We start from the raw sequence: 22,002 nt of genomic DNA, 5'->3' as shown, positions 1-22,002 counted from the left end.
TCAGCCGCCCTTCGTGGGCTTGAGGAGGACCACCTCGATCCGGCGGTTCTGGGCCCGGCCGTCGTTGGTGTCGTTCGGGACCAGCGGGACCGTGTCCGCCTTTGCTTCGACCGAGAAGCGGGCGTCGTCCTGGACCCGGCCCGCCAGCATCCGGCGGACGGACTCCGCCCGGGCCAGCGAGAGCTGCCAGTTCGAGGGGAAGCGCAGGGTCTTGATCGGCTGGTTGTCGGTGTGGCCTTCGACCACGACCTGGCCCGGCTCCGTCTTCAGCGCGTCGCCGATACGGACCAGGATCGGCTTGCGGTCGTCGGTCACCGTGTCGCTGGCCGAGGCGAACAGCCCGTTGCCGTTGATCCGGACGCGGGTGGTCTGCTGGTCCTCGACGACCGTGACCAGGCCTTCGCGGATTTCCGGCTCGAGAAAGCGCTTGAGACGGCTGCCCGAGGTCTCCTTGACGATCTGGGGCGGTGGTGGCGGCGGTGGCGGCTCGACCGGCGCCGGCCGCTCGATCACCACCGGGCCGACCGGCGGCACCCGGGCGGCCGCCGTCATCACCGGCTGCAACGTCCCATCCAGAAGCCATTGATAGGCGAAGAAGGCGCCCAGCAGGATCGCGCCGGCCGCGGCGCCGACGACCCAGAGCGGCACCAGGCGCGACAGCCGCCGCCCGGTCGGGGCGACGCCGGCCCAATGTGGCGACAGGGCGCGCTCGCGATGGTCCCGCCGCCGCCGGATCGCGCTGTAGAGGGAATCCTTGGTCTCCGACAGCCGGGCCGGGCCGCGCGGATCGATCCGGTAGCGGCCCTCGAAGCCCAGCGCCAGGCAGACGTAAAAGAGTTCGAGGATATCGAGCGTCCGCTCCGGATCCTTCATCAGGTGGTCGAGAATGTCGAAGAACCGCTCGCCGCCCCAGGTCTCGTTGTAGAAGGTCGAGACCATCGACTGCTTGGTCCACACGCTCTGGCTGCCCCAGGGCGTGTTCAGGACGAGGTCGTCGATGGTGGCGCAGAGCCCGTAGCGGGCGGCCCGGATCGCGTCGGCCGTGGCGCCCGTGGCCAGGGCGTTGCGCTCGAAGGCGCGGATCTCGGCGATGACGCGCTCGCGCAGCAGCGGCACGTCACGGTGGACGGCGCGATTCTTCAGCCGCACCGCGAGCGCGAACAGGGGCGTGGCCGCCTGGATGACCTTGTTCACCCCGGTCGGCGCGATCGGCGCCGCGCCGTCGAACTCCGGCATCGCCACGCCGGCCGCGAGGCGGGGGCGGGGCTGAGGCGCCGCGCGCGGCACCAGCGTCTTCTCTCCGTCCCCGGCCGGGACGCCGCCGGTGACCACCGCCGCCGGGCGCGCGCCGCCGGGCCGCGGCCGGATCACGGTGCGGTCGGCATCCTGCGGGTCGGCGAACGGATCGTCATCGACCATCGGCTATCCCCGCTGCGCCTTGATGGCCCAGCATTCGAGCTGCAGGTTCGGGAACTCGCCCGCGACATGCACCGCCATGCCGCCGGACGATTTGAGATCGGTCCAGTGGCGGCTGTTCCGGTCCAGCTCGAAATAGATCACGCCCGGATGGTAGGGCAGCTGGCGGGGTGCCACCGGCAGCGGCCGGATGGTGACGCCGGGCAGCGCGGCGTTGACCAGGTTCCGGATCTGCTCCACCGGCCCGATCTTGATCTGCGTCGGGAAATGCCGGCGCACCGCCTCGGCCGGCACGTCGGCGCGGACCGCGAGGATGAAGGCGGCCTGGTCGAGCAGCGTCCGGTCATGGATCTCGGCGACGCGGATGCCGTACCGGCGCTCCTCGAGCGGGATCGGAACGGCGCTCTGCTCGAGCACCGCGGACAGCGCCTGGCGCAGCTCGATCATCACCGCCTGAAAGCAGTGCTGCAGGTCGTCGTGGCGGTAGGGCGGGAAGGCGACCGGCCGCTTGTCCCGGCCGGTGAAGGTCGAGATCTCCCCCGCCAGCTCAAGCATGGCGGCATAGAGCCGCTCGGGATGGATGCCGGAAGCCGCAGCGACATGCGCGAACATCGGCTCGGCGCGGTTAACCAGCTGTAGCAGCAGGAAATCCGCCACCTCGGCCACGCCGCGCGCATCGGAGGCGTTGACCCGGCCGGCCAGGGCCTCGCCGCGATGATGCAGCAGTCCGACCAGCTCCGAGACGTAGCCGGAGAGGCTGGCCGAGGCGTCATGCGCCAGACAGGGCGGGATGTATCTGTCGTCGAGGACGATGGAGCGGTCGGCCCGGACCTCGGCGATGCGCGCGAGGCCGAGGCAGACATAGCCCGACCGGTCGTCGGTCTCGAGCAGGTATCGCAGCCTCAGCCGGGCCACCTGCATGGCCGCCACCGCCGGGGAGAAGGCGTTCGCATCCGTCGCCTCGAACTCCGTGGTGGCGTAGCGCGCCGTCGCATTGGCCTCGTTGTGGTCGATGTCCGGATTCCCCGGCTGCCGGACCGGCACCGCCAGATAGACGATGGCGTTCTTGGTGTTCTCCGGCACCGTCAGGGGCGGGGGATGGTCGGCATCCTCCGGCACCGAGAACGGCGTGCCGTCGTCCAGCACCCCCGACACCCCCGAGACGGCGAATTTTCCGGTGCCGAGCAGGTCGCGATTGACCCGCAGCTCGCGGATGCCCCAGCCGTAAGGTAGCAGGCCGGCGACGCGGGCGCGGACCAGCTTCTCGACATAGCGGTCGAACTGCTGGAAATGGTGGGTGCGGAGGAACATGCCCTCCGCCCAGACGACCTTGTTGTCCCAGCTCATCTAATCCTCGACCTTGATCGAGATGTCGGCGGCGCCGACATGGATCGCCACCGCGTCGACATCGTCGGGATCGACGCTTTCGACGGCGCGCCACTTGGCCCGGTCGATATCGCGGAAGCCCGCCACCACCCCGATCTGATGGGCGGCGGGGTCGAACTGCACCGACAGCGTCCGGGACTTGCCCGGCGTCAGCAGCATCTGCTCGCTGCTGATCAGCGTGTCCCCGAGCGCGGCCTGGGGGTTCTCGGTCAGCTTGAAATAGTCGGCCTGTTCCAGCGCCGCCCCCGATTTCAGCTGATAGATCCGGACCAGGATCGGCGACGGGCGGTTCGAGGCGTCGGGATTGACGCCGGGAGCGGCGTCGACGGTGATCGTCGTGTCCCCCGGCTTGAAGCCGAGCGTCCGATCGACCATGTCGCTGATCGCCCCGACGGTGCTGCACCCAGCCACCAGCCCGGCCACGCCCAGCACCGCGATCATCAATCGGTCGATAGCATTGCCGTCCTGTGTAGCAGGCGTTTTATCCTGAGGCCAGACCGCCAGGAAAAAGCCCGTCCTTCTGTCCATAGCCGGCATGCGTTACATCCTCATTACGGGTACGCATTCTGCGCTGTTATTATGATCGTAGAATTTTATTGTGATTACTTCTGAGCGGGGTCACTCAGTCGTTCGTAACCTTCGGCGAAGGATTTGCCGAACAGGTCCCGCACGTTTTCGGAAGCCCGGTCGGACATCTGCTGGTGCAGGGCGGCATAGGCATCCCAGAGCCGGGCCTTGCGGGCCGCCGGCAGGACTGCGCCCAGCCCGCCGGAGGCGCCGCCCGCGGATTCCGCTACCGCGTCCGGCGACAGCCGGTCGAGCAGATGCCGCAGCGCCGCCTCCATGCCGCCGATGGTGCCGATCTGATGCCGGCGAAGATCGCGGAACCCTTCCTCCATCGCATCCGCCCCTTTGGCGAAGGCGGGAAGCGGCGGCGACAGGATGGCGGTGATCGCCTCCTCCACCGAGGTCGCGAATTTCAGCGGGTTGTTGTTGCGCGGCTGGATCGCCGTCCGTTCGATCCGGAACTCCGTCTTCAAGGAAGACCGGGCGTCGAGCGCTTCGAGCAGCCCCTGCACGCTGCTGCGCAGGATCTGACCGATCATGCGCGCCAGCTCCTCGCTGCGCTCCGCCGGAAACTGGGCGGGATCCAGGCCGGCCGCCTCGAGGATGAGACGCAGCGGATCGGGGCCGGTGGGCGTGGCCGGCGCTGCCTCGGCCACAGGAGGCGGCGGCTGCGGTTGCGGCGGCGCGGGCGGGGATGGCGGCGTCGGAGTGTCGTGCCAGTCCCGCGGGATCGGCCGGACCGGCGCGGGCCTCTCCGCCGGTGCCGGGCTGTCCTCGGCCCAATCCTCCGGAATTTCCCGGAACTGCGGTGCCGGGGTCCGGATGGCGACATGATGCGCCGGAGTATGGTCGGGCTCGGCTGCGCCGGCCCAGCCTTCGTCGGACGCGACCTCGAAGAGGGAGCGGCGGGCCTGCGTCGGCACCGGCCGCCATCCCGTCGCCTCCGGCCGATGCGGGGGCAGCTTCGCGCCGCCCGCCGTATCGACGCCGAAGGGCATGGCCATGGGATCGTCGATATCGATCGAATGGCTGGCGGCCGGGGCGTCCGCGCCGGACAGGCGGACCAGGAAATGGTAGTCGCCGACCGCGATCCGGTCGCCGTCGGACAGCACGACGCTGCCGGAGCGGCCGACCGGCGTCGTTCCGCCATTGACGAAGGTGCCGTTGGTCGACAGGTCGAACAGCACGTATCGCCCGTCGACATAGTCGATCAGGCAATGGTTCTTCGAGACGAACCGCGAGCCGTCCTCCAGCACCCAGTCGTTGTCCTGGCCGCGCCCCAGGGTCAGGCCGCAGCGATCGAGGGTCCGGGTGGCGTCGCCCCCATAGGGGCCGGAACCGCCGGCGGTGAGGTCAAGGGTCAGCTTCATGACCGAGGAACTCGGGAGAAGGTGCGAGGGAGCACAGTCCTGACCGCGCTATGAGACACGATATTGGATCGCGCCGTGGGAGTCGACGGATACGGACACCGCCTGGACAGGAGCGGAATCCGCCATACGGGCGAGACATTCGGCGGCCAGCTCGGGCAGAACCGTGTTCGCCAGGATCTGCTCGACGGCCCGGGCGCCGATTTCGCTCTCGGTCGCGCGGGCCAGAAGCTCGTCGATCAGGCTGTCGTCGTAGCTGAAGCGCGCGGCATACGCCTCCTCGATGCGCCACCGGATCCGGTCGAGCTGCAGCCGGGCGATGCCGCGCATCGTGTCGTCGTCCAGCGGCAGGAAGGGGATCACCGACAGGCGGCCGAGGAAGGCCGGCTTGAACGCCTTCAGCAGCTCCGGACGAAGCGCCGCGGCGAGGTCGGCGGGGGCAGGGGCCGTGTCGGGATCGGCGCACAGCTTGGCGACGAGGTCGGTGCCGACATTCGAGGTCAGGATGATCACGGTGTTCTTGAAGTCGATGTCCCGGCCTTCGCCGTCCCGCAGCATGCCCTTGTCGAACACCTGGTAGAATATGTCCTGGACGCCGGGATGGGCCTTCTCCAGCTCGTCCAGCAGCACGACGGAATAGGGGCGCCGCCGCACCGCCTCGGTCAGCACCCCGCCCTCGCCGTAGCCGACATAACCGGGCGGCGACCCGAGCAGGAGCGAGACCTTATGCTCCTCCTTGAACTCCGACATGTTGATGACCGTCAGGTTCTGCTCGCCGCCATACAGCAGATCGGCCAGGGCCAGGGCGGTCTCGGTCTTGCCGACGCCGGAGGGGCCGAGGAACAGGAACACGCCGATCGGCTTGCGCGGGTCGGTCAGCTTGGCCCGGGCGGTGCGGATGGCCCGGGCCACCGCCTCCAGCGCATGGTTCTGGCCCACCACCCGCTCGCGCAGGCGGTCCTCCAAGGCCAGGATCGACCGGATCTCGTCGGACACCATGCGGCCGACCGGGATGCCCGTCCAGTTCGCGACGACCGCGGCGACCGCCTGGGCGTCGACCTCGACCGGGATCAGCGGAGCCTCGCCCTGCAACTCGCCCAGAGCCCGGCGGGCCTCGGCATATTCGGCGCGCAGCGCCGCGACGTCCTCGACGTCCTCGGACGAGGTCTCCGTCTCGGGGCCGAGGCCCTGGGCCGTCTCGATCCGGTCGCGCAGCCCGCGGATCCGGTCGACGAGGGCGCGCTCCTCCTCCCAGCGGTTGCGAAGCGCCTCGTGCTCGGCCGCGGCCTGGTCGCGCCGGGACTGCAGCTCGGTGATGCGCCCCGTCTCGCCGCTCGTCGCCTCCTCGCGCCGCAGGATGGCGATCTCGGCCTCCAGCCGCTCGATCTGCCGCCGGCGCTCCTCGATCGCCTCGGGCGTGGCCGCCTGGGCCATGGCCACCCGGGCGCAGGCGGTGTCGAGCAGGCTCATCGACTTGTCGGGCAACTGGCGGCCGGCGACGTAGCGGTGGGACAGCCGGACGCAATCCTCGACCGCCTCGTCCAGGATGCGGACCCCGTGATGCGCCTCCAGCATCCGTACGACGCCGCGCATCATGTCGATGGCGGCGGCCTCGCCCGGCTCGTCGACCTTCACCACCTGGAAGCGGCGGGTCAGGGCCGCGTCCTTCTCGAAGTACTTCTTGTATTCGGACCAGGTCGTGGCGGCGACGGTCCGCAGTTCGCCGCGCGCCAGGGCCGGCTTCAGCAGGTTGGCGGCATCGCCTTGCCCGGCCTGGCCGCCGGCGCCGATCAGGCTGTGTGCCTCGTCGATGAACAGGATGATCGGCCGCGGGCTCGCCTGCACCTCCTCGATCACCGATTTCAGGCGGTTCTCGAATTCGCCCTTCACCCCGGCGCCGGCCTGCAGCAGGCCCAGGTCGAGCGTGCGCAGCGAGACGTTGCGCAGATCCTCCGGGACGTCGCCGGCAGCGATCCGCAGGGCGAAGCCTTCGACCACGGCGGTCTTGCCCACCCCGGCCTCGCCGGTGAGGATCGGGTTGTTCTGCCGCCGCCGCGTCAGGATGTCGATGACCTGCCGGATCTCGCCGTCGCGGCCGAGCACCGGGTCGAGCCGGCCGGTCCGCGCGCGCTCCGTCAGGTCGATGGTGTAGCGGTCCAGCGCCTCGGTCCGCCCCGCGCCGGCCGGCTGCGGGCTGGCGCCGTCGGTTCGCGCCGTTGTTTCGACGACCTCGGCCTCGGCCGAGGCGGCGGCGATGCTGGCCAGCCTGCGGCGCAGCTCGTCGGGCGGGATGCGGGCGAGGGAGGGCGACGCCGCGCGGGCATGCTGGCCGAGCGTCTCGTCCGACAGCAGCGCCACCAGGAGATGCCCGGAGCGGATCTGCCCGTTGCCATATTCGAGCGTGGCCAGAAGCCAGGCTTCGCGCCCGAGCGAGACCAGGGACGGCGACAGGGCAGGGGGATGGGCGTTCCCGGTCTTGAGCCGGTCGAGGGCGCGGGCCAGCTCGGCGGCGACCCGCTCGGGTGCGATCTCGTAGTGGCGCAGGCAGGCCGCGACGTCGGACCGCTCGTCCTCAAGGAGCTTGGTCAGCCAGTGCTCGATCTCGACGTTGAACTGCGATCGCGACAGGGTCAGGCCGGCGGCGCCTTCGAGGGCGCGGCGGCACGGCGCGTTGAGCTTGCCGACGAGGGATTTCAGATCGATGGCGGCCATGCGGGGGCTCGTGTTGCGTGCGGCGGTGATCAGATGTCGTCGAGTTCGAAGACGGCGTCGGACAGGTCGGCCGGCGGCGGCTGGGACACGGCCCAGCTGGTCCAGCCGAGCCTTGACGCCTCGGGGCCGAGCCGTGGCTCCGGCACCTCCCGGCGATCGAGCACGACGCGCAGGTTGAAGCTGAGGCCGGGCCCGACATACAGCCGGGTCAGCTCGGCCAGGCGGCGGACCTCGTCCGATCCCGGCAGCAAGGTGCGGAATCGCGCCCAGGACACCGGGCCGACCCGGATCTGGAACTTGCCGCGGCGGTCCCACACTCTGTCGCCGGCGACCGCGTCGATCCCGAGCTGGCAGAAATTGCCGTCCGGCGTTGCGGCGGTCGGCAGCGCGCTGCGCTCCTCCGGCGGCAGGGGTAGCCAGCTTCCCTCGAATGGCTGCACCGCCACGGGGAGGCCGAGATAGTCGCCAAGCAGGGCCTCCAGCGCCGCCGCCGAGCGGGGCCAGCGGGCGAAATGCCCGGCATAGTGGATGACCGCCTCGTCGTCGACCGCCAGGCGCCGCTGCAGATGCGGCGTGCCCAGCCCGACGAGGGCGCGCAGGGCGCCGGAGATCTCGTCCCCGGCGCCGCCCGAACGCTCATAGGCCACCGGCAGCCGGTACTTCGCCCAGGCGCGGTAGAAGAACGAGGCGAGCCGATGCTGGAACAGGTCGAGGAACGCCTGCAGCGCCGGGCGCTTCTGGCGGGCCGCGCGGTTGACCTCGGCCGTCAGGTGGCTGGGCAGGACGCCGGACGGGCCGGTCAGCCCGAACAGGGTGACGGCCAGCCGGGGCGGCCCGCCCTCCTCCAGGGCAGGCGGGTCGAACCGGGCGACCGAGCCCGCCGGAAAGGCGAGAGCGGTGGTGCCCGTCAGCCGCACGGCCTCGCCGGCGGGTGCCAGGTCCTCGCCGATCGGGCGGCCACGGCCGTCCGGCCCCGGGTCGCGCTTCCGGGCCGCGGTCTCGAGCAGGCGGATGGCCTGAAAGGCCTCGATGCTCCAGGGCTTCCTGGTCAGGCGGTCGATCACAGCAGCACCGTCTCCCCCGCCCGGGGCGGCCATCGCCGCAGCGGCTGCGAGCGGCCGCGGATGACGGCGGTCAGCCGCGAGAAGGAATTGATGCTGCAGTACAGCCCGAGGAAGCGCTCCAGCACCGAGGCGAAGAGGTAGAGGCCGGAGGCCGTGAAGCGTTCGCCGTCGAACTCGACGGTGATGTCGACGCCCCGGGCGAAGCCGCCGAGCGCGTCGCCCGACAGACGCGCCGAACCGCGGCGGCCGGAGACCTTCAGCAGGCTGTCGATCACGGCCCGCGTCTCGGGCGAATCCCGGAAGTCGTAGAGCTTCAGGATCTCGCGCAGCGCCTCGATGCCGTCCGTGTCGTCGGTCAGCGACAGGTGGTTGAGCGCGAGATGCGAGACCAGCCGCCAGCGGCCGCGCTTGCCCAGGGCCGGGCGCAGCGTCGGCGTCGGCGGCGTCAGGCAGAGGACCCGGTCGATCGCGGGGGATGAATCCGCCGCGCTCAGATGCGGATGGCCGCCACCGAAGGGCAGGCGGATCGGCAGGTCCCGGTTCAGGCACAGGAGGTCGACCGAGAGCGTCGTCTTGGGCGACGACACCGGGTCGAAGGCCTCGTCGACCAGGGACAGGAAGACCTCCGTCCCGTTCTCGCCCTGCCCGCCGGGCCGTCGTGCGGCATGCCAATAGGCCCGCCGGGCGCCGGCGTGCCGAAGCGCGTAGAACGGCTCGAAGGCGGTCACCTGGCCGCGCTCGTCCGAGCTTTCGACCTGGTCGATCGAATAGACCTCGGTCGCCATCGGCCGCCGGGAGTCAGGGACGACGCGATACTCGGTGGTGGCCTGGCTGACCGTGATCGGCTCCGCCCGCAGCGGGAACAGGTTGACGATCGGGGTGCAGCCGAGGGCCAGGGACTCGATCCCGATGCTGCGCTCCAGATCGGCCGATCCGCGGCGCAGATAGAAGAAGATCTCGATCCGGCGGCCGGCGGCCAGCAGCGTCTTGGCCTCCAGCCCGTCGAGGTCGAAGAACAGGAACTTCTCGGGGAAGGCGAAATATTCGGTCAGCAGCCGATAGCCGAGATGCGACCGGGCCGGGTATGGCAGCAGCCCTTCGTCGGGGCCGAAGCCGACCGGCTTGATCGCTGCAGCCGGCAGGATCGCCGGGCTGGGGTCGGTCGGGCCGTCGGCCACCGCGATCGACAGGCAGTCATTGTGGATCAGCTCGTACAGCGGCAGCGCCTGCAGCGCCGGGCCGGACAGGTGAAAGCGCAGGGTCTCGACGCCGAGCGAGGAGAAGGTCGTCGCCTCGTTCAGGCAGCGCAGGCCGACGCGCAGGATGGCGGAGGCGCCGACGGCCCGTGGATTGGGCGGCGCCGCCATCGGCCTGGCGCCGAAGGCGACCGTGTCGATCGCGATCGGCCAGAGGGTCAGCGGGTACCCCGTCCGGAACTGGCAGGCCTCGCCGTCCACGGTTTCGGTGCCGACCTCGGTCCCCGGCGGGACGCGATAGGCGCCCCGCATATCCGCCCGGCAGTCGAACCGCGCGATCGCCATCGACGGGATCGGCGCCGCGTAATGCGGGTACAGCACCCCGATCAGCGCGTCGGTCAACTCCGGGAAGTCGTCGTCGAGCTTGGTCCGGATCCGCGCGTTAAGATAGGCGAAGGCTTCGATCAGGCGGGCGACGAAGGGATCGTCCGTCGCCTCGCCGCTCAGCCGCAGCCGCCCGGCGATCTTCGGATGCGCGTCGGCGAACTCGCCGGCCAGGCGGCGGATATAGGTCAGCTCGCGCTGATAATGGGCGAGAAGGTCTTCAGCCATGGCTGCGCGAGGTCACCGAGAAGCTGCGGCTCACCGGTTCGAGCACCGAATCGAAGGTCATCGGCTCCGGCGACGGTTCGGCATGCATCAGCGCGTCGATCCGCAGCCGCAGCGTGCGGTCCAGGCCCTCGGTGTTGTCGAGCAGGCGGACCGTGACGGAGCGGAACCGCGGCTCGAACCGGCGGATGGTGGCCTCGATCACGGCGCGGAAGCGCTCGCGGTCCTCGGCGGAGGTCATGGACAAAGCCGTGAAGTCCGGCAGGCCGTAGCCGGTCAGGGCGGATCGAAGCTCGTCCCAGGCTTCGGGCCAGGCGATCGGCCGCGCCCGGGTGTTCAGCAGGTTCTCCAGGTCGCGCCTGACCCCGTTGCGGATATCCGCCAGGGACCGGGCTCCACGCTGCACGCCGCCGCGCATGGCCGGCTCCGCCTCGTCCGCCAGCAGGCGGTCGAGCACGGAGAGCAGGAGGGCGCCGTCATCCTTCGCCATGGGCCGCCCCGGCGTCTGGCGCGCGGGCTTCGAACCGGCCGGCCTGCAGGATCGGCACCGCCGCCTCGCCCGCCAGCCAGCAGCGCTGCCCGATCCCGAGGGCCGGGGTGCCGGTCCCGCCCTGCCATTCGGTGACCCGGCCCAGCTTGGCGCCGTCGTCGGCGTCCGCGGCCGCCCCGGCATACAGCACCGGCAGGTAGACATCGCCTTCCGGGCCGTCCGTGACGGTCATCGAGGCGCGCCGCCACAGCAGGTCCCGCCGCCGCTCCGGCGCGTGGAACTCGATCGCGGCGACGCGCTCCATCGGCACCCAGTAGTACTTCCCGGTGCTGGTCAGCACCTCGAAGACCGGCGCGACGAGGTCGTCGATGTCCCGCAGGTCGTCGATCTCGGCATCGTCCAGGCGGCCAGGGCAGGGCGGCCGCAGGGCTTCCGCCTCAGCGGCAAGGCGGCCGGCCTCCTCCCCTTGTCCATCGCGCAGGGCCAGCCCTGCCTCGAGCAGGCGCTGCAGATGCGGGGCCGGCGGGTCCAGGAACTCCGGCAGCCGCCCGGCGGAGAAATGCTCGGCCCTGGCCTGGGCGGCGCGGATCAACTGGCGGAACAGGGCCAGGCCCAGCGCCACCCCGGGATCCTGGTCGGCGACGATGTCGAGCTGGCGGTCGGCCCGTTCGAAATCGCCGGCGAAGCACAGCAGCTCGGCCAGGAAGACCCGCTTCGCCGTGACGCCGGGCGCGGCCTTCACCTCGGCCAGGGCGGCGGCGAGGGCCCCGGCCAGGCGGCCGGCCTGGAAATGCTCGGTCGCAGAGGTCATGTCGGATCCTCGACTCGTTTCGGCGGCATCATGCGGCCTGGCCGGCATGGGCGATTTCGGTGACCAGGCGGAAGCTCGACGCCACCTGGTCCAGCTGGAAATGCGGCCGCAGATGGATGACGCAGCCATACAGGCCCGGCCGCCCGGGCAGCTCGCGCACCGAGACGTCGACCTCGCGCAGCGGATAGCGGGCGCGCTGCTCGCTGGTGGCGGTGTCGCTCGCGATCGAGTAGCCGAGCAGCCAGCGGCGCAGGAACTCCTGGCAGTCCTCGACGGTCTGGAAGGCGCCGATGCGGTCGCGGCCGATCACCTTCACGTAATGGGCGAAGCGGCTGATGCAGAAGATGTACTGCAGCATGGCGGACAGCCGGGCGTTGGCGGTCGCCGCCGGCTGCCGGCTGTCGCCCTTCGGCCGCTGCAGCGACGGGTTGCCGTGGAACACCGCATGCGGCGTATCCCGCGCCCGGGAGAGGGCGATGATGCCGAGATCCGTCAGGTCCTTCTCGATCGCATCGGTCAGCTCGACATCGAGGGCGATCTTGGTGCCGACGCCCGGCCGGTCGGTGCCGAACGACATGCTGGGCAGGTCGGTGACCAGCCCGCCGCTGCCGCCCTGCGCGGCGGCGCCGCGGATCTCGGCGAACCAGCCGAACTGTTCGAAGGCGCGGATCAGCGTGCCGGCGAAGGCGAAGACGGCGGGGGCCCAGCAATAGCCGGAGAGGTCGGGGGCGGAGGCGTCCTCGCGATAGCGGAAGCCGTCGGCCCGGCTGCCGTCGTCGGCCCAGGGCAGCCGCATCAGGACCCGGGGGGCGGTGAGGCCGAGGAACCGGGCCTCCTCGATCTCCCGCAGCCCGTGCCAGCGGACATAATCGGGGGTGCGGAAGCCGGGCGCGAGGTCGATCGGCTGGCCCAGCTCGGCGAAGCTCGTGACGCCCAGCAGCGTCGGATGCGCCCCGGCGATGAACGGCGCGAAGGCGGCCGCGGCGATCTGCGCCATGCCCCGCAGCCCCGCGACATCGTCGGTCGGGTGGCCGGGCGCCGGCTTGTGCCGGATCTCGTAGGCGCCGACCAGGATGCCGAACGGCTCGCCGCCGGGTGTGCCGAACTCCTGCTCGTAGACCTTCTGGAACAGCTGGCTCTGGTCGAACTCGATCGCCCGCTCGAGATCGCGGCAGACCTCCGCCCAGCCGATGTCCAGCAGGCGGATCTTGGCGGCGGTGCCGGCGGCGCCGTCGACCAGATAGGCGACGCCGCGCCAGTTCGCTTCGAGCTGCTGCAGCCTGGGCGCGTGCAGGATGGCGTCGAGCTGCGCCGAGATCAGGGCGTCGATCCGGGCGATCTCACGGTCGATCGCCGCCAGCAGCGCCCGGCGGTCGCGCAGCAGGCGCGCCGCCTCCGCCCGCCCGAACCAGAGGACGAGCGCCTGCGCCCGGCGGGGCTCGGCCAGGAACGTGACGACGGGACCGGCCCCGTCGGCGGTGTCCCGGCCCCCGCCGGCGAAGATGCGGTCGATCAGGTCCGGCCCAAGGCCCGTCCGGTCATCACCGGACGGCCGGGTGCGCGCCGTTGCCCCTTCCGGCATCGGCCGGGATCAGCCGTTGCCGCCGGCGTTCGGAATGCGCGCCACCATGCGCAGCGAGGTGGTCAGCTCCTCCATCTGCAGCCAGGGCCGCAGCCAGGCGACCGCGTTGTAGGCGCCGGGCGAGCCCGGGATCTCCTTGACCGAGATCTTGGCCTCCGCCAGCGGGTAGCGGGCCTTCATGTCCTGGCTGGCATCCTTGTTGTTGTTGACGTAGTTCATGATCCAGCGGTTCAGCCAGGCCTCGCAATCCTCCGCCTCGAGGAACGAGCCGACCTTGTCCCGGGCCATGACCTTCAGGTAGTGGGCGAAGCGCGACGTGGCCATCATGTAGGGCAGCCGGGCCGAGATGGCGGCGTTCGACGTCGCCTCGGGCCGGTCGTACTTCTTCGGCTTCTGCGTGCTCTGGGCGCCGAAGAACACCGCGTAGTCGGTGTTCTTGTAGTGGCAGAGCGGCAGGAAGCCGAGGCGCGACAGCTCGGCCTCGCGCCGGTCGGTGATGCCGATCTCGGTCGGGCATTTGTGGTCCGGATCGCCGTCGTCGCTGACGAAGGTGTGGAACGGCAGGTCCTCGACCTTGCCGCCGCCCTCGGCGCCGCGGATGGCGGTGCACCAGCCGTACTGGGCGAAGGCGTCGGTCAGCCGCGTCCCCATCACATAGGCCGCGTTCATCCAGCAGTAATGGTCGTGCTCCATCGCCCGGTGGATGCCGTCGGCGTCGATCGGCGCCTCCTCGTAGTCGAACTCGTCGATCCGGCGGGTGCTGTCGCCATAGGGCAGCCGGGCCAGGACCCGGGGCAGGGTCAGGGTGACGAAGCGGCTGTCCTCGCTGTCGCGGAAGCTGCGCCACTTCGCGTATTCCTGGGCCTCGAAGATCTTCTCCAGGTCGCGCGGCCGCGACAGCTCGGTGTAGTCGTTGAACCCGAACAGGGCCGGGCCCGCCGCCGAGACGAAGGGAGCGAAGGCCGCCGCCGAGACCTGGCTGATGTGCTGCAGCAGCTCGGCATCCTCGGGGTGGTTGGAGAACTCGTAGTCGCCGATCAGCGCGCCATAGGGCTCGCCGCCGGGGGTGCCGAACTCGCTCTCGTAGATCTTCTTGAAGATCTGGCTCTGGTCGAACTCCACCGCCTTGTTCAGATCGCGGTACAGCTCGCGCTTCGAGACGTTCATGACACGGATCTTGAGCATGGCGCTCGTCTCCGTGTTGCTGATCAGGTGGTGCAGCCCGCGCCAGGAGCCTTCGAGCTGCCTGAACTTCTCGTGATGCATGATCGCCGCCAGCTGGCGGGACAGCTGCTCGTCGATGACCTTGATCGCCTGGTTCAGGGTCGCGGTCAGGTTGCGGTCGTAGGTGACGGTGCCCTTGAGCGCCTCTTCCGTCAGGGTGCGCAGCAGCTCCTGCGCGCGCTCGGGCTCGGTCTGCCGCGTCGCCGAGATCGCCTGGTCGAGCAGCGTGGTCGTCTCGACGACCGGGGCGGCGGTCTGGGTCTGGGACTTCTCCACGGCCATGGCCCTTACTCCTTCGTTCCGCCGTCGCCCGCGTGGGGCGCACCCTGGGTACCGAGCTCATGCGAGAGCCGGGACAGCTGCTCCTTGTTCTGCAGCACCTGCTCGAGCAGGGCCTCGAGATCCTCGGAGCGGTCGATCTTGGTCATCAGGTCGCGCAGCCGGTTCCGGGTCTCCAGCAGCTTGCGCAGCGGCTCGACCTGGTGGACGACCGAGGCCGGCTCGAAGTCCTCGAGCGACTTGAAGGCGAGGTTGACGGAGAACTCGGTGCCGTCGTCCTTCAGCGTGTTCTCGACCCGGAGATTGAGGCCCGGCGCGATCCGCGCCATGACGTCGTTGAAGTTGTCGCGATCGATCTGCACGAATTTGCGCTCGCGCAGCGGTGCCAGCGGCTGGGTCGGATCCCCGGAAAAATCGCCGAGGACACCCACCACGAAGGGCAGTTCCTTCTCGATGACCGCGCCTTCGGTCTCGACCTGGTAGGTGATGTGGACGCGCGGCTTGCGGACACGCTCGAGCTTGTCGTGAATGCTGGACATCATCACCTCGACCTCGTCTTGTTCAATGCGTTGCTCCCGAGACGTTCGCCCGCGGCATCACCCGCCGCGGGACCTGATGCCGGCGACCACCAGAAAATCCCCCCGGGCGGCATCGTCCCGGATCAATTCGTCGATCAGATCGGGCAGCGGCAGGCGGGCCCGCCGCACCGCCTCCTGCAGCGTGTAGGAGATCGGCGCCTGCGGCTCCATCCGGCGGAACCAGGCGGCGGCCTGCTCGATCAGGCGAAAGGCATCCTCGCGGTCGCGGATCCCGCCGGCCGGGAACTCTGCGGCGGGCGCCTCCGGTCCGGACCGGTCGGGCTGTGGCCGCGAGGCCGGCGGGGCGGCCGCGGCGGCACTGGGCGGCGCGCCGATCGCCTGCCGCAGCGACTGGCCGCGGTCGCCGAGGGCCAGGAACAGGGCATCGCGGGCCGCCTCCAGCACGTTGCGGATGTTCGAGCTCGGCGGAGATTCCGCGCCGCACAGCTGGTCCAGGCCGTGGCACAGCTGCAGGAAAGCGTCCTGGGCGCCGACGATGTCGGCCAGCGTCGTCGACACCTCCGTCGCGTCCATCGCCTGGGCCGCGGCGGTGACGGCGTCGAGATCCTGGGCGCCGGCGGCCAGGCGCTGCTGCCGCCGGTCTTCGTCCAGCGCGGCGACCTCGCCCGCCTGGATGATCTGCCACAGCGCATAGTCGCCCTGCTGACCGCGAATCAGGGGAATCTTCCGGATCGGCCGGATCAGCGTGCCCTCGGCGCCCTCGCCGTTCAGCCCGGTGATCGGGCGCAGGCGCGTCGCCAGTCCGTCCTCGTCGGGGGCCGGGTGCAGGCCGTCCCAGTGCCGCTCGACCAGGGCGTGCAGCAGCCGGAAGCCGTCGCGCAGCCCGGCATAGCCGTGCAGCCGCGTCAGGCCCTCCACCATCATGGCGGCGACCTCGAGGTCCTTCGACTGCCCCGCCAGGATCTCGCTTGCGGCGGCGACGATCTGGCGCCACTCCGCCGTCGGCGGCGCCGCGTCCTCCTCGGCGTCGGCCGCGCGCTCCTGCGTGCGGGCCTGCGCCCGCAGGTCCCGCAGGCGCTGGAATGGCGCCGCGGGCGGGCCGTCCGAGCGCGGGTCTGCGCCGGTCGGGCTCGACCCCGGAACCGGCGCCAGCAGCGCCTGGATGTTCAGGACCTCAGGAGTTTGCACCGGGCTGCTCGCTTACTGACGATCGCACCACAGATCTGTCTATAATAGGCCGGAGTTCCCTGGAACATAGGCATATCCTAGCGAGTGGGAGCGGCGAAGCGGCATCCAGCCCACATTAGGGAAATGATCCGACAGGCCATGCCCATCACCAGGATGGGGGAAATTCGCTGATCGCCAGGACGGCCGGGACCGGACGGCTGGAGGTGTCGACCGACGCCACCCAGACGGCATAGGTGCCGTTCTCCGGCCGCTCGAAGGTCAGCGCCGGGTTCATGCCGCCATCGGTGGTGTCGTCGGCGCACAGCCACTGTCCGCCTGGGGTGTGGACGAGCAGCGCGGTGTCCGATCCGGCGGCGGCATAGAGGGTGAGGGGGCGCTTCCCCTCCCTGAACTCGACCGTCACGTCGGGGCGCTCGGCGGTGATGTTGCCGATGCAGTCCCGGCCCATGCGGGAGACGGAGTAATGGCCGCCGGCGACGACGCCGATGGGAAAAGGATCTGTTTTGAACTCGCCCTCGAGAGCGAGGGTTTTGTAGTAGGGCGGCGCCTCCGGGTTGGGCGGCGGCAGCGGCGACTCGGGCTGCTGGGCCAAAACGAGGCCGAACGGCAGGGTTGCGCTCGCCATCAGGGCGAGAATTGTCCGACAAAACCGCACCAGGGACCTCCTTCGAGCTTGCTAGTATCGATTATGCGCTAAATGTCTTTCGCCTTCCAGAATCCTTAATCCTGTGTATAGATGCATCTGTCTCGAGCGAGCTTGAGTCACACCAGGGGGATCTGGACTGAAATGTGACGCTGATGTGTCAGGGCCGTCCCGCAGATTATAGGCGGTGTGGGTGGGCACAGGCCGGACACAACAGCGATCATCTGCAGTTTGGGAAGTGATTCCAGGGAAGTTCATGGCCCGAGGTGCTCTGGATTGCCGGGGCCCTCGTGTTGAGGCCGGACCCCTGTTTCGGATGAGGCTGTTCTCATTTTATTTCCTATGAAAGGAGACTGAGGGACCATGGCGATCTACGTGCAGATCGACGGCATCCAGGGCGATGCCACCCAGGAGAACCACAAGAAGTGGATGGATGTGGCGTCGTTGAACTGGGGCGTGCACCGCGCCGTCTCGACGCCGTCCGGCTCCTCCCAGAACCGCGAGGCCTCAGAGCCGGTGATCGGCGAGATCCGCCTGACCAAGGCGATGGACGGCGCGTCGCTGAAGCTGTTCGAGGCTGCCGCAACCGGCAACCAGGGCAAGGCCGTGACCATCCACCTGGTCACCACCGGCAGCCCGGGCAGCACCTACATGGAGTACAAGCTGACCAATGCGCTGGTCAGCGGCTACCAGATCAACACCACGGGCGACCGCCCGGTCGAGGAGGTCACGCTGAACTTCACCAAGGTGGATCTGAAATACACCACCTATGACGAGAACCATAAGCCCGTCAGCAACCAGGTGGCGAGCTACGACGTCGGCACCACGCTGCGCGGGTGAGCGGACTGCGAGGGTGATTGGCCGGCCGGGACCCGCGGGTCCCGGCCCGTTCCCCATTCGCGAAAGGTGATGCCGATGATGTCGATCAAGCCTCCGGTCACCGCCTTGGCGCTGTCCCTGCTGGCGGCGGCCTGCGGCCAGGAGATCCCCGATCAGAAGGCGTTCCCGGGCTACGCCAAGGGGCCGGAACCCGCGGCGCAGGCGTCGCCGCAGGTCGCCGAGGCGGTACCCCTGTCGGCCGAAGCCCTGGCCCGCAAGACGGAGACCTCGCGCCTCACGCTCGACCGCACGGTCGAGACCATGCGGCAGCGGCTGACGCAGCTGAAGCAGCAGATCGTCGAGTCCAGGGCCGGCCTGGACAGCCAGGGCGGCCGCCGGGTGAATCCGGAGCAGTATGCCGAGCTGCAGAAGGCCGAACGCCAGGTCAGCCTGGCCCTCGGCCGGACCCGCATGTCGACCAGCCGGAACGCCGCCACGGTGCCCGAGCAGGCCTCGACCATCAATGATCTGAGCGGCCTGATCGTCTCGGTCTCCGGCCTGGTCCACACCATCGGCGAGGGCGAGCCGGTGGCGGCGCCGACGCTGCAGGCGCGCGCCGGGCTGTCGCCGGATGTCGACCTGAGCCGGATCCGGGCATCGCGGCCGCTGACGGAAACCCCCGCGGGCGCCGCGCCGAATCCGGTTCCGGCGGCGCCCAACCCGATCCCGGCGCCGGGCCCGATCCCGGCGCCGGCGGCATCGAGCCCCGCCCCGGCGCCCGTCATCGGCCTATCGCCGGATGTCGATGCGAGCCGGATTCGGGCGTCGCGGCCGCTGACCCAGGAGACCCCGGTCGCGGCGCCGAACCCGATGCCGGCGCCGGCGGTGCCGAGCCCCGCCCCGGCGGCCTCCATCCCTGTGAGCTGAGGGAGACGATCATGCGCGCTGATCAGATGTTGGAACTGGTCCGAGCGACTCTGCGCGAGCTCGACGGTCCGGCCTCCCGCTCCGCGGCAGAGGCCGCCGGCACGGCGGCGGAGACGCTGCGGCGCCAGCGCCAGGCCATGGTGCTGGAATCGGCCGTCTCCGAGCTCGGGCCGTCGCTGCCCGGCTTCCGCAGCCGGCTCGCCTGGCGGCTCCCCTCTGGGGCGGCCGCGCCGGCGCAGGACGAGGCGCTGGCGGCCCAGGCCTGCCGCATCGCCCGCGACCGCCTGGCCGGGGCGGAGAAGGGCGGCGGGGCGCTGCGGCCGTCGCGCCTGTTCGACGCCGCTTTGGCACGGCTGATCCCCGGCATCGACGGGGCGGAGATCCGATCGGTTGCCCTGAGCGGCGGCCGTCCGGGGCGCAGCCCGCCCGATTCGGCCGAGTCGCGGCCGGCCGGCGCCCGCCTGCTGGCCGCCCTCGCCGTGATCGCCGTGACGCTGCGGGACGAGGAGCGGGCGGCAGCGGCCTGATCGAGCTGACAGGCCGGCCAGTCGATCGGGACGTCGATCCGGACCACGGGCTTGCCGTTGATGCGCACGATTCCGGAGCCTCCGGTGATGGTATCGGGAGGCCCGATGCAGGTGCATTTGTCGCCACGCACCGCAACCGGAACGTCGTTGAACCGCACGAAGCTCCGCTGCGGCTGGGCGATCGCGCCGCCGACATGCGGCTTCGGCCCGGGCTCGGCCGCCGGGCAGATGTGGTGATGGCCGACGAGCGCGATGGGCTTGCCCATGATGTCTTCCTTCCTCAGGCGGCGAGCCGCGCCGCGCCGCGCCGCCACGACCTGGCCTGAATGCCGGTTCTGCCAAATCGCCGAAAACACTGACTCTCAGAATTCCAGCTTCCGTTCCAAATGTGCCAGACCGAGGCGGTGCCAGTGGGTGTAACCATCCCTGGTTTCATTGTCATAGAGACTGTCCATGAACTCACGAAATGAGCTCGCCAGGAGATAAATGGCATCATTGCCTTCCTCGCCCCATCCCGAAAGCGAATGCAGCCACGTATAGATCTTGCCGTAATCTTCCTCTCTAAGTGACAATAGAATTTCCAGCCCGCCAGGATCCGAGCCGATCATCAGCATCTGCGGCGGGTTTCGGCCATTAAATACGCCTCCATTCCAAATTTCTTCGATGTAACTCCAGTCATATAGAGGGTCAAGATATGTGACCGGTTCAGTCGATGGATATTTATCAATTGGGACGGTGTATCTGAACATGGGTGGATAAACGCGACCACCATTGTATTTTGTGATGAACCGCCGATAGTCGGGCGGAACAGGAATATTGTTCCTCTTCTCCCATGCGTCGACGACCAGCGGGGCGGCATCGGGAACATCAGCCCAGGTTCGTCTCTGCGATCCCTGCTGAGCCGGCCTGATCAGAATCTCCATGAGGATCTCCTTTCTCAGAATTCCGTCATCCGGCTTCCTAAGATCGTAACAAATGTCGGAACCGGATTGATGCCGACGATGGAAGATCACATAAGTTGATGGGCATTAATCATCTGACAAAGCATAGGCGATTTCGGCCAGAAGGAAGCTTCCGAAATCGTCAGCTATCTTCTCCGACCCACCGGACATCCCTTGAACTGGCAATTCCAAAACGGCTCTTTCTCCCTCGGCGTCCGTCAGCGATAGATCGATCACATAGTACGGCCCGTCGTCAGACATCTCGATACGCAGCATTGAGTGCGTGATGTGATTATTTTCACGAGAGCGCGCTGTAATATCACGCCTAGTCTGCTCTCGAATGCAGAAAACATATCATCCGCAGCGCCATTTCCTGGACGATATTGATTCTCCGGAATCGAGAATCAGTTGAATGACGGTATCGATAGTTGGCATTTCGTGTTCTTGTCGCCGATCGGCCTCAGCGATGGGCCGCACAGGCTCAGCCCCCTCGACTCCAACCCGTGCGAGCCGGAAGGCGTCGAGCTGGGCGAGGATGGTGAAGTGCTCCATCGCTTTCACGCGGCGGATGTTCTCGATCGTCCGGTGCGGACCGAAAATGTCGGAGATCGCCAGCGCCGGGAAAAAGCCGTAGCACTCACCAGGCTCGAGCCGGCCGTATTTCTCCTGGCAGCGCCGGTAAAGCGGGTCGCCATATTGATCCGGGAAGTCTATTATCTCTAAATCCGGGAAAAATCCTGCTGCCACATGTTCGGCGGTTGCAATGGGTTTTCAATCCTTAACGGTAAGGGCGCGACAAAACACGAATCCTTCGGCAAAATCTATATTAAAATCATAATATTTGTTCGACCAAACATAGATATCACCAAATGCGGAATAACCGATTGCGTGGCAGTCTTTATAAGAGATTTCCCGATCGTTGCTAAAAACAAGAGCCATAATGGATTTAATTTCGTCAGAATGGCATGTATAAAATAGGCCATCTGCAAAACTGCAGAAGCCTATTTCTTCAAACATATCTACTAACGGTGAAGGCAAAATCTCGCGTGCGCGCTGAATCTCGGCGTGTGTGGCTGAACGAAGCTTGTGGACTGGCCTAAAGCTTCTTGGTTGACCGTCGGCTGCGCCCGGGTCAGGTCCTGCCGCGGCGTCTCGAAGTTCCAGTCCGATTCGGCCACCGCGCCGGGCTTGAAGGCCCAGCGCCGCGATGTGAAACGCTATGATTCAACCTAGCCGTCTGACAACGCAGAGGTGATTTCGCCGAGAAGGAAGCTTCCGAAATCGTCAGCTATCTTTTCCGATCCACCGGATATTCCTTGAACTGGCAATTCCAAAACGGCTCCTTCTCCCTCAGCGTTTCTCTGTGATAAATCGAGAACATAGAACGGACCGTAACCGGACATCTTGATACGCAACATTGAGTCCGTGATGTGACCCTTTTCACGAGAGCGCTCTGTAGCCCAGAGGACGCAGGGAATTGACTCTGCATTGAGGCCACTCTTCGTGATGCCATAAAATTGGTGCCCCATAAAGCTGAGCGTACCCATCTTCGCAAGAAAGTATCTATAAGACGGTGGGAATCGCACGCCTAGTCTGTTCTCAAATGCAGAAAGCATATCATCCGCAGCGCCATTTCCCGGACGATATGATTCTCCGGAATCGAGAATCAGTTGAATGGCCGTGTTGACGTCACTTATAGACATCTTGTCCTCTTC

At 68.4% G+C, this 22,002-nt stretch carries 22 protein-coding genes and 1 pseudogene; 3 read left to right on the top strand and 20 right to left on the bottom strand.

Annotated features, from left to right (window positions below):
* The 14 genes from icmH to QFZ27_RS34210 all read right to left on the bottom strand — a co-directional run bounded on the left by icmH (position 1) and on the right by QFZ27_RS34210 (position 17,055).
* Positions 1-1,419, bottom strand: coding sequence for a type IVB secretion system protein IcmH/DotU (gene icmH / locus QFZ27_RS34275; protein ID WP_429230996.1), 1,419 nt, complete (start codon positions 1,417-1,419; stop codon positions 1-3).
* Positions 1,420-1,422: 3 nt separating this feature from the next.
* Positions 1,423-2,763: a type VI secretion system baseplate subunit TssK gene (gene tssK, locus QFZ27_RS34270; RefSeq protein ID WP_429230994.1), complete on the bottom strand. Its 1,341-nt coding sequence runs from the start codon at positions 2,761-2,763 to the stop codon at positions 1,423-1,425.
* Positions 2,764-3,243: a type VI secretion system lipoprotein TssJ gene (gene tssJ, locus QFZ27_RS34265; protein ID WP_429230993.1), complete on the bottom strand. Its 480-nt coding sequence runs from the start codon at positions 3,241-3,243 to the stop codon at positions 2,764-2,766. It lies immediately after the preceding gene.
* Positions 3,244-3,404: 161 nt separating this feature from the next.
* Positions 3,405-4,739, bottom strand: a complete 1,335-nt coding sequence (tagH, locus tag QFZ27_RS34260; protein ID WP_429230992.1) for a type VI secretion system-associated FHA domain protein TagH — start codon at positions 4,737-4,739, stop codon at positions 3,405-3,407.
* 48 nt (positions 4,740-4,787) lie between these two features.
* On the bottom strand, positions 4,788-7,448 hold the full coding sequence (tssH, locus tag QFZ27_RS34255) for a type VI secretion system ATPase TssH (protein WP_429230991.1): 2,661 nt from the start codon (positions 7,446-7,448) through the stop codon (positions 4,788-4,790).
* Between the two features lie 29 nt (positions 7,449-7,477).
* The gene (tssG, locus tag QFZ27_RS34250) at positions 7,478-8,512 is read right to left on the bottom strand and encodes a type VI secretion system baseplate subunit TssG (protein WP_429230989.1); all 1,035 of its coding nucleotides are present in this window, start codon (positions 8,510-8,512) and stop codon (positions 7,478-7,480) included.
* Positions 8,509-10,320 carry a type VI secretion system baseplate subunit TssF gene (tssF, locus tag QFZ27_RS34245; protein WP_429230987.1) on the bottom strand — a complete coding sequence of 604 codons (1,812 nt, stop codon included), beginning with the start codon at positions 10,318-10,320 and terminating at the stop codon, positions 8,509-8,511. The genes tssG and tssF overlap by 4 nt, the downstream gene beginning before the upstream one ends.
* Positions 10,313-10,807: a type VI secretion system baseplate subunit TssE gene (tssE, locus tag QFZ27_RS34240; RefSeq protein WP_429230985.1), complete on the bottom strand. Its 495-nt coding sequence runs from the start codon at positions 10,805-10,807 to the stop codon at positions 10,313-10,315. Before tssE ends, tssF begins: the two co-directional genes overlap by 8 nt.
* The gene (locus QFZ27_RS34235) at positions 10,794-11,618 is read right to left on the bottom strand and encodes a type VI secretion system accessory protein TagJ (RefSeq protein ID WP_429230984.1); all 825 of its coding nucleotides are present in this window, start codon (positions 11,616-11,618) and stop codon (positions 10,794-10,796) included. Before QFZ27_RS34235 ends, tssE begins: the two co-directional genes overlap by 14 nt.
* A 28-nt stretch (positions 11,619-11,646) precedes the next feature.
* Positions 11,647-13,200, bottom strand: coding sequence for a type VI secretion system contractile sheath large subunit (gene tssC, locus QFZ27_RS34230; protein ID WP_429230982.1), 1,554 nt, complete (start codon positions 13,198-13,200; stop codon positions 11,647-11,649).
* A gap of 9 nt (positions 13,201-13,209) precedes the next feature.
* The gene (tssC, locus tag QFZ27_RS34225) at positions 13,210-14,706 is read right to left on the bottom strand and encodes a type VI secretion system contractile sheath large subunit (protein WP_429230980.1); all 1,497 of its coding nucleotides are present in this window, start codon (positions 14,704-14,706) and stop codon (positions 13,210-13,212) included.
* A 5-nt stretch (positions 14,707-14,711) separates the two neighbouring features.
* Positions 14,712-15,245 carry a type VI secretion system contractile sheath small subunit gene (tssB, locus tag QFZ27_RS34220; protein WP_429230978.1) on the bottom strand — a complete coding sequence of 178 codons (534 nt, stop codon included), beginning with the start codon at positions 15,243-15,245 and terminating at the stop codon, positions 14,712-14,714.
* Positions 15,246-15,299: 54 nt separating this feature from the next.
* Positions 15,300-16,430, bottom strand: coding sequence for a type VI secretion system protein TssA (gene tssA, locus QFZ27_RS34215; protein WP_429230976.1), 1,131 nt, complete (start codon positions 16,428-16,430; stop codon positions 15,300-15,302).
* 145 nt (positions 16,431-16,575) lie between these two features.
* A complete protein-coding gene (locus QFZ27_RS34210) occupies positions 16,576-17,055 on the bottom strand; it encodes a hypothetical protein (protein WP_429230974.1) in 480 nt (159 codons plus the stop codon).
* A 381-nt stretch (positions 17,056-17,436) separates the two neighbouring features.
* On the opposite strand from QFZ27_RS34210, the gene QFZ27_RS34205 reads away from it, so the two are divergent.
* The 3 genes from QFZ27_RS34205 to QFZ27_RS34195 all read left to right on the top strand — a co-directional run bounded on the left by QFZ27_RS34205 (position 17,437) and on the right by QFZ27_RS34195 (position 19,346).
* Positions 17,437-17,913, top strand: a complete 477-nt coding sequence (locus QFZ27_RS34205; RefSeq protein WP_342238667.1) for an Hcp family type VI secretion system effector — start codon at positions 17,437-17,439, stop codon at positions 17,911-17,913.
* Between the two features lie 75 nt (positions 17,914-17,988).
* Positions 17,989-18,819: a hypothetical protein gene (locus tag QFZ27_RS34200; RefSeq protein ID WP_429230973.1), complete on the top strand. Its 831-nt coding sequence runs from the start codon at positions 17,989-17,991 to the stop codon at positions 18,817-18,819.
* 11 nt (positions 18,820-18,830) lie between these two features.
* Positions 18,831-19,346 carry a hypothetical protein gene (locus QFZ27_RS34195; RefSeq protein WP_429232547.1) on the top strand — a complete coding sequence of 172 codons (516 nt, stop codon included), beginning with the start codon at positions 18,831-18,833 and terminating at the stop codon, positions 19,344-19,346.
* A gap of 44 nt (positions 19,347-19,390) precedes the next feature.
* Here the strand turns inward: QFZ27_RS34195 and QFZ27_RS34190 are convergent.
* The 6 genes and pseudogenes from QFZ27_RS34190 to QFZ27_RS34165 all read right to left on the bottom strand — a co-directional run.
* A pseudogene (locus QFZ27_RS34190) lies at positions 19,391-19,612 on the bottom strand (PAAR domain-containing protein); the annotation flags it as partial.
* A 96-nt stretch (positions 19,613-19,708) separates the two neighbouring features.
* Entirely contained in the window at positions 19,709-20,269 is a 561-nt protein-coding gene (locus QFZ27_RS34185; protein ID WP_429230971.1) for an SMI1/KNR4 family protein, read from the bottom strand.
* A 105-nt stretch (positions 20,270-20,374) separates the two neighbouring features.
* On the bottom strand, positions 20,375-20,563 hold the full coding sequence (locus QFZ27_RS34180; protein ID WP_429230969.1) for a hypothetical protein: 189 nt from the start codon (positions 20,561-20,563) through the stop codon (positions 20,375-20,377).
* Between the two features lie 78 nt (positions 20,564-20,641).
* The gene (locus tag QFZ27_RS34175; protein WP_429230967.1) at positions 20,642-21,034 is read right to left on the bottom strand and encodes a T6SS immunity protein Tdi1 domain-containing protein; all 393 of its coding nucleotides are present in this window, start codon (positions 21,032-21,034) and stop codon (positions 20,642-20,644) included.
* 24 nt (positions 21,035-21,058) lie between these two features.
* Positions 21,059-21,451: a GAD-like domain-containing protein gene (locus tag QFZ27_RS34170; protein ID WP_429232522.1), complete on the bottom strand. Its 393-nt coding sequence runs from the start codon at positions 21,449-21,451 to the stop codon at positions 21,059-21,061.
* A gap of 65 nt (positions 21,452-21,516) precedes the next feature.
* Complete coding sequence (locus QFZ27_RS34165; protein ID WP_429230965.1) at positions 21,517-21,990, bottom strand: SMI1/KNR4 family protein; 474 nt, start codon at positions 21,988-21,990, stop codon at positions 21,517-21,519.
* Positions 21,991-22,002 lie beyond the last annotated feature (12 nt).

The sequence above is a fragment of the Inquilinus ginsengisoli genome, from assembly GCF_050434925.1.
Taxonomy (GTDB): Bacteria; Pseudomonadota; Alphaproteobacteria; order DSM-16000; family Inquilinaceae; genus Inquilinus; species Inquilinus ginsengisoli_B.
Note: the sequence above shows the minus strand (reverse complement) of the source record. Positions and strands in the feature narration are given on the sequence as shown.

Excerpts from the sequence above, each read along its gene's own strand:
- icmH (WP_429230996.1), bottom strand. The coding sequence starts at position 1,419 with ATGGTCGATGACGATCCGTTCGCCGACCCGCAGGATGCCGACCGCACC.
- tssK (WP_429230994.1), bottom strand. The coding sequence starts at position 2,763 with ATGAGCTGGGACAACAAGGTCGTCTGGGCGGAGGGCATGTTCCTCCGC.
- tssJ (WP_429230993.1), bottom strand. The coding sequence starts at position 3,243 with ATGATCGCGGTGCTGGGCGTGGCCGGGCTGGTGGCTGGGTGCAGCACC.
- tagH (WP_429230992.1), bottom strand. The coding sequence starts at position 4,739 with ATGAAGCTGACCCTTGACCTCACCGCCGGCGGTTCCGGCCCCTATGGG.
- tssH (WP_429230991.1), bottom strand. The coding sequence starts at position 7,448 with ATGGCCGCCATCGATCTGAAATCCCTCGTCGGCAAGCTCAACGCGCCG.
- tssF (WP_429230987.1), bottom strand. The coding sequence starts at position 10,320 with ATGGCTGAAGACCTTCTCGCCCATTATCAGCGCGAGCTGACCTATATC.
- tssE (WP_429230985.1), bottom strand. The coding sequence starts at position 10,807 with ATGGCGAAGGATGACGGCGCCCTCCTGCTCTCCGTGCTCGACCGCCTG.
- QFZ27_RS34235 (WP_429230984.1), bottom strand. The coding sequence starts at position 11,618 with ATGACCTCTGCGACCGAGCATTTCCAGGCCGGCCGCCTGGCCGGGGCC.
- tssC (WP_429230982.1), bottom strand. The coding sequence starts at position 13,200 with ATGCCGGAAGGGGCAACGGCGCGCACCCGGCCGTCCGGTGATGACCGG.
- tssC (WP_429230980.1), bottom strand. The coding sequence starts at position 14,706 with ATGGCCGTGGAGAAGTCCCAGACCCAGACCGCCGCCCCGGTCGTCGAG.
- tssB (WP_429230978.1), bottom strand. The coding sequence starts at position 15,245 with ATGATGTCCAGCATTCACGACAAGCTCGAGCGTGTCCGCAAGCCGCGC.
- QFZ27_RS34210 (WP_429230974.1), bottom strand. The coding sequence starts at position 17,055 with ATGGCGAGCGCAACCCTGCCGTTCGGCCTCGTTTTGGCCCAGCAGCCC.
- QFZ27_RS34205 (WP_342238667.1), top strand. The coding sequence starts at position 17,437 with ATGGCGATCTACGTGCAGATCGACGGCATCCAGGGCGATGCCACCCAG.
- QFZ27_RS34200 (WP_429230973.1), top strand. The coding sequence starts at position 17,989 with ATGATGTCGATCAAGCCTCCGGTCACCGCCTTGGCGCTGTCCCTGCTG.
- QFZ27_RS34195 (WP_429232547.1), top strand. The coding sequence starts at position 18,831 with ATGCGCGCTGATCAGATGTTGGAACTGGTCCGAGCGACTCTGCGCGAG.
- QFZ27_RS34185 (WP_429230971.1), bottom strand. The coding sequence starts at position 20,269 with ATGGAGATTCTGATCAGGCCGGCTCAGCAGGGATCGCAGAGACGAACC.
- QFZ27_RS34180 (WP_429230969.1), bottom strand. The coding sequence starts at position 20,563 with ATGCTGCGTATCGAGATGTCTGACGACGGGCCGTACTATGTGATCGAT.
- QFZ27_RS34165 (WP_429230965.1), bottom strand. The coding sequence starts at position 21,990 with ATGTCTATAAGTGACGTCAACACGGCCATTCAACTGATTCTCGATTCC.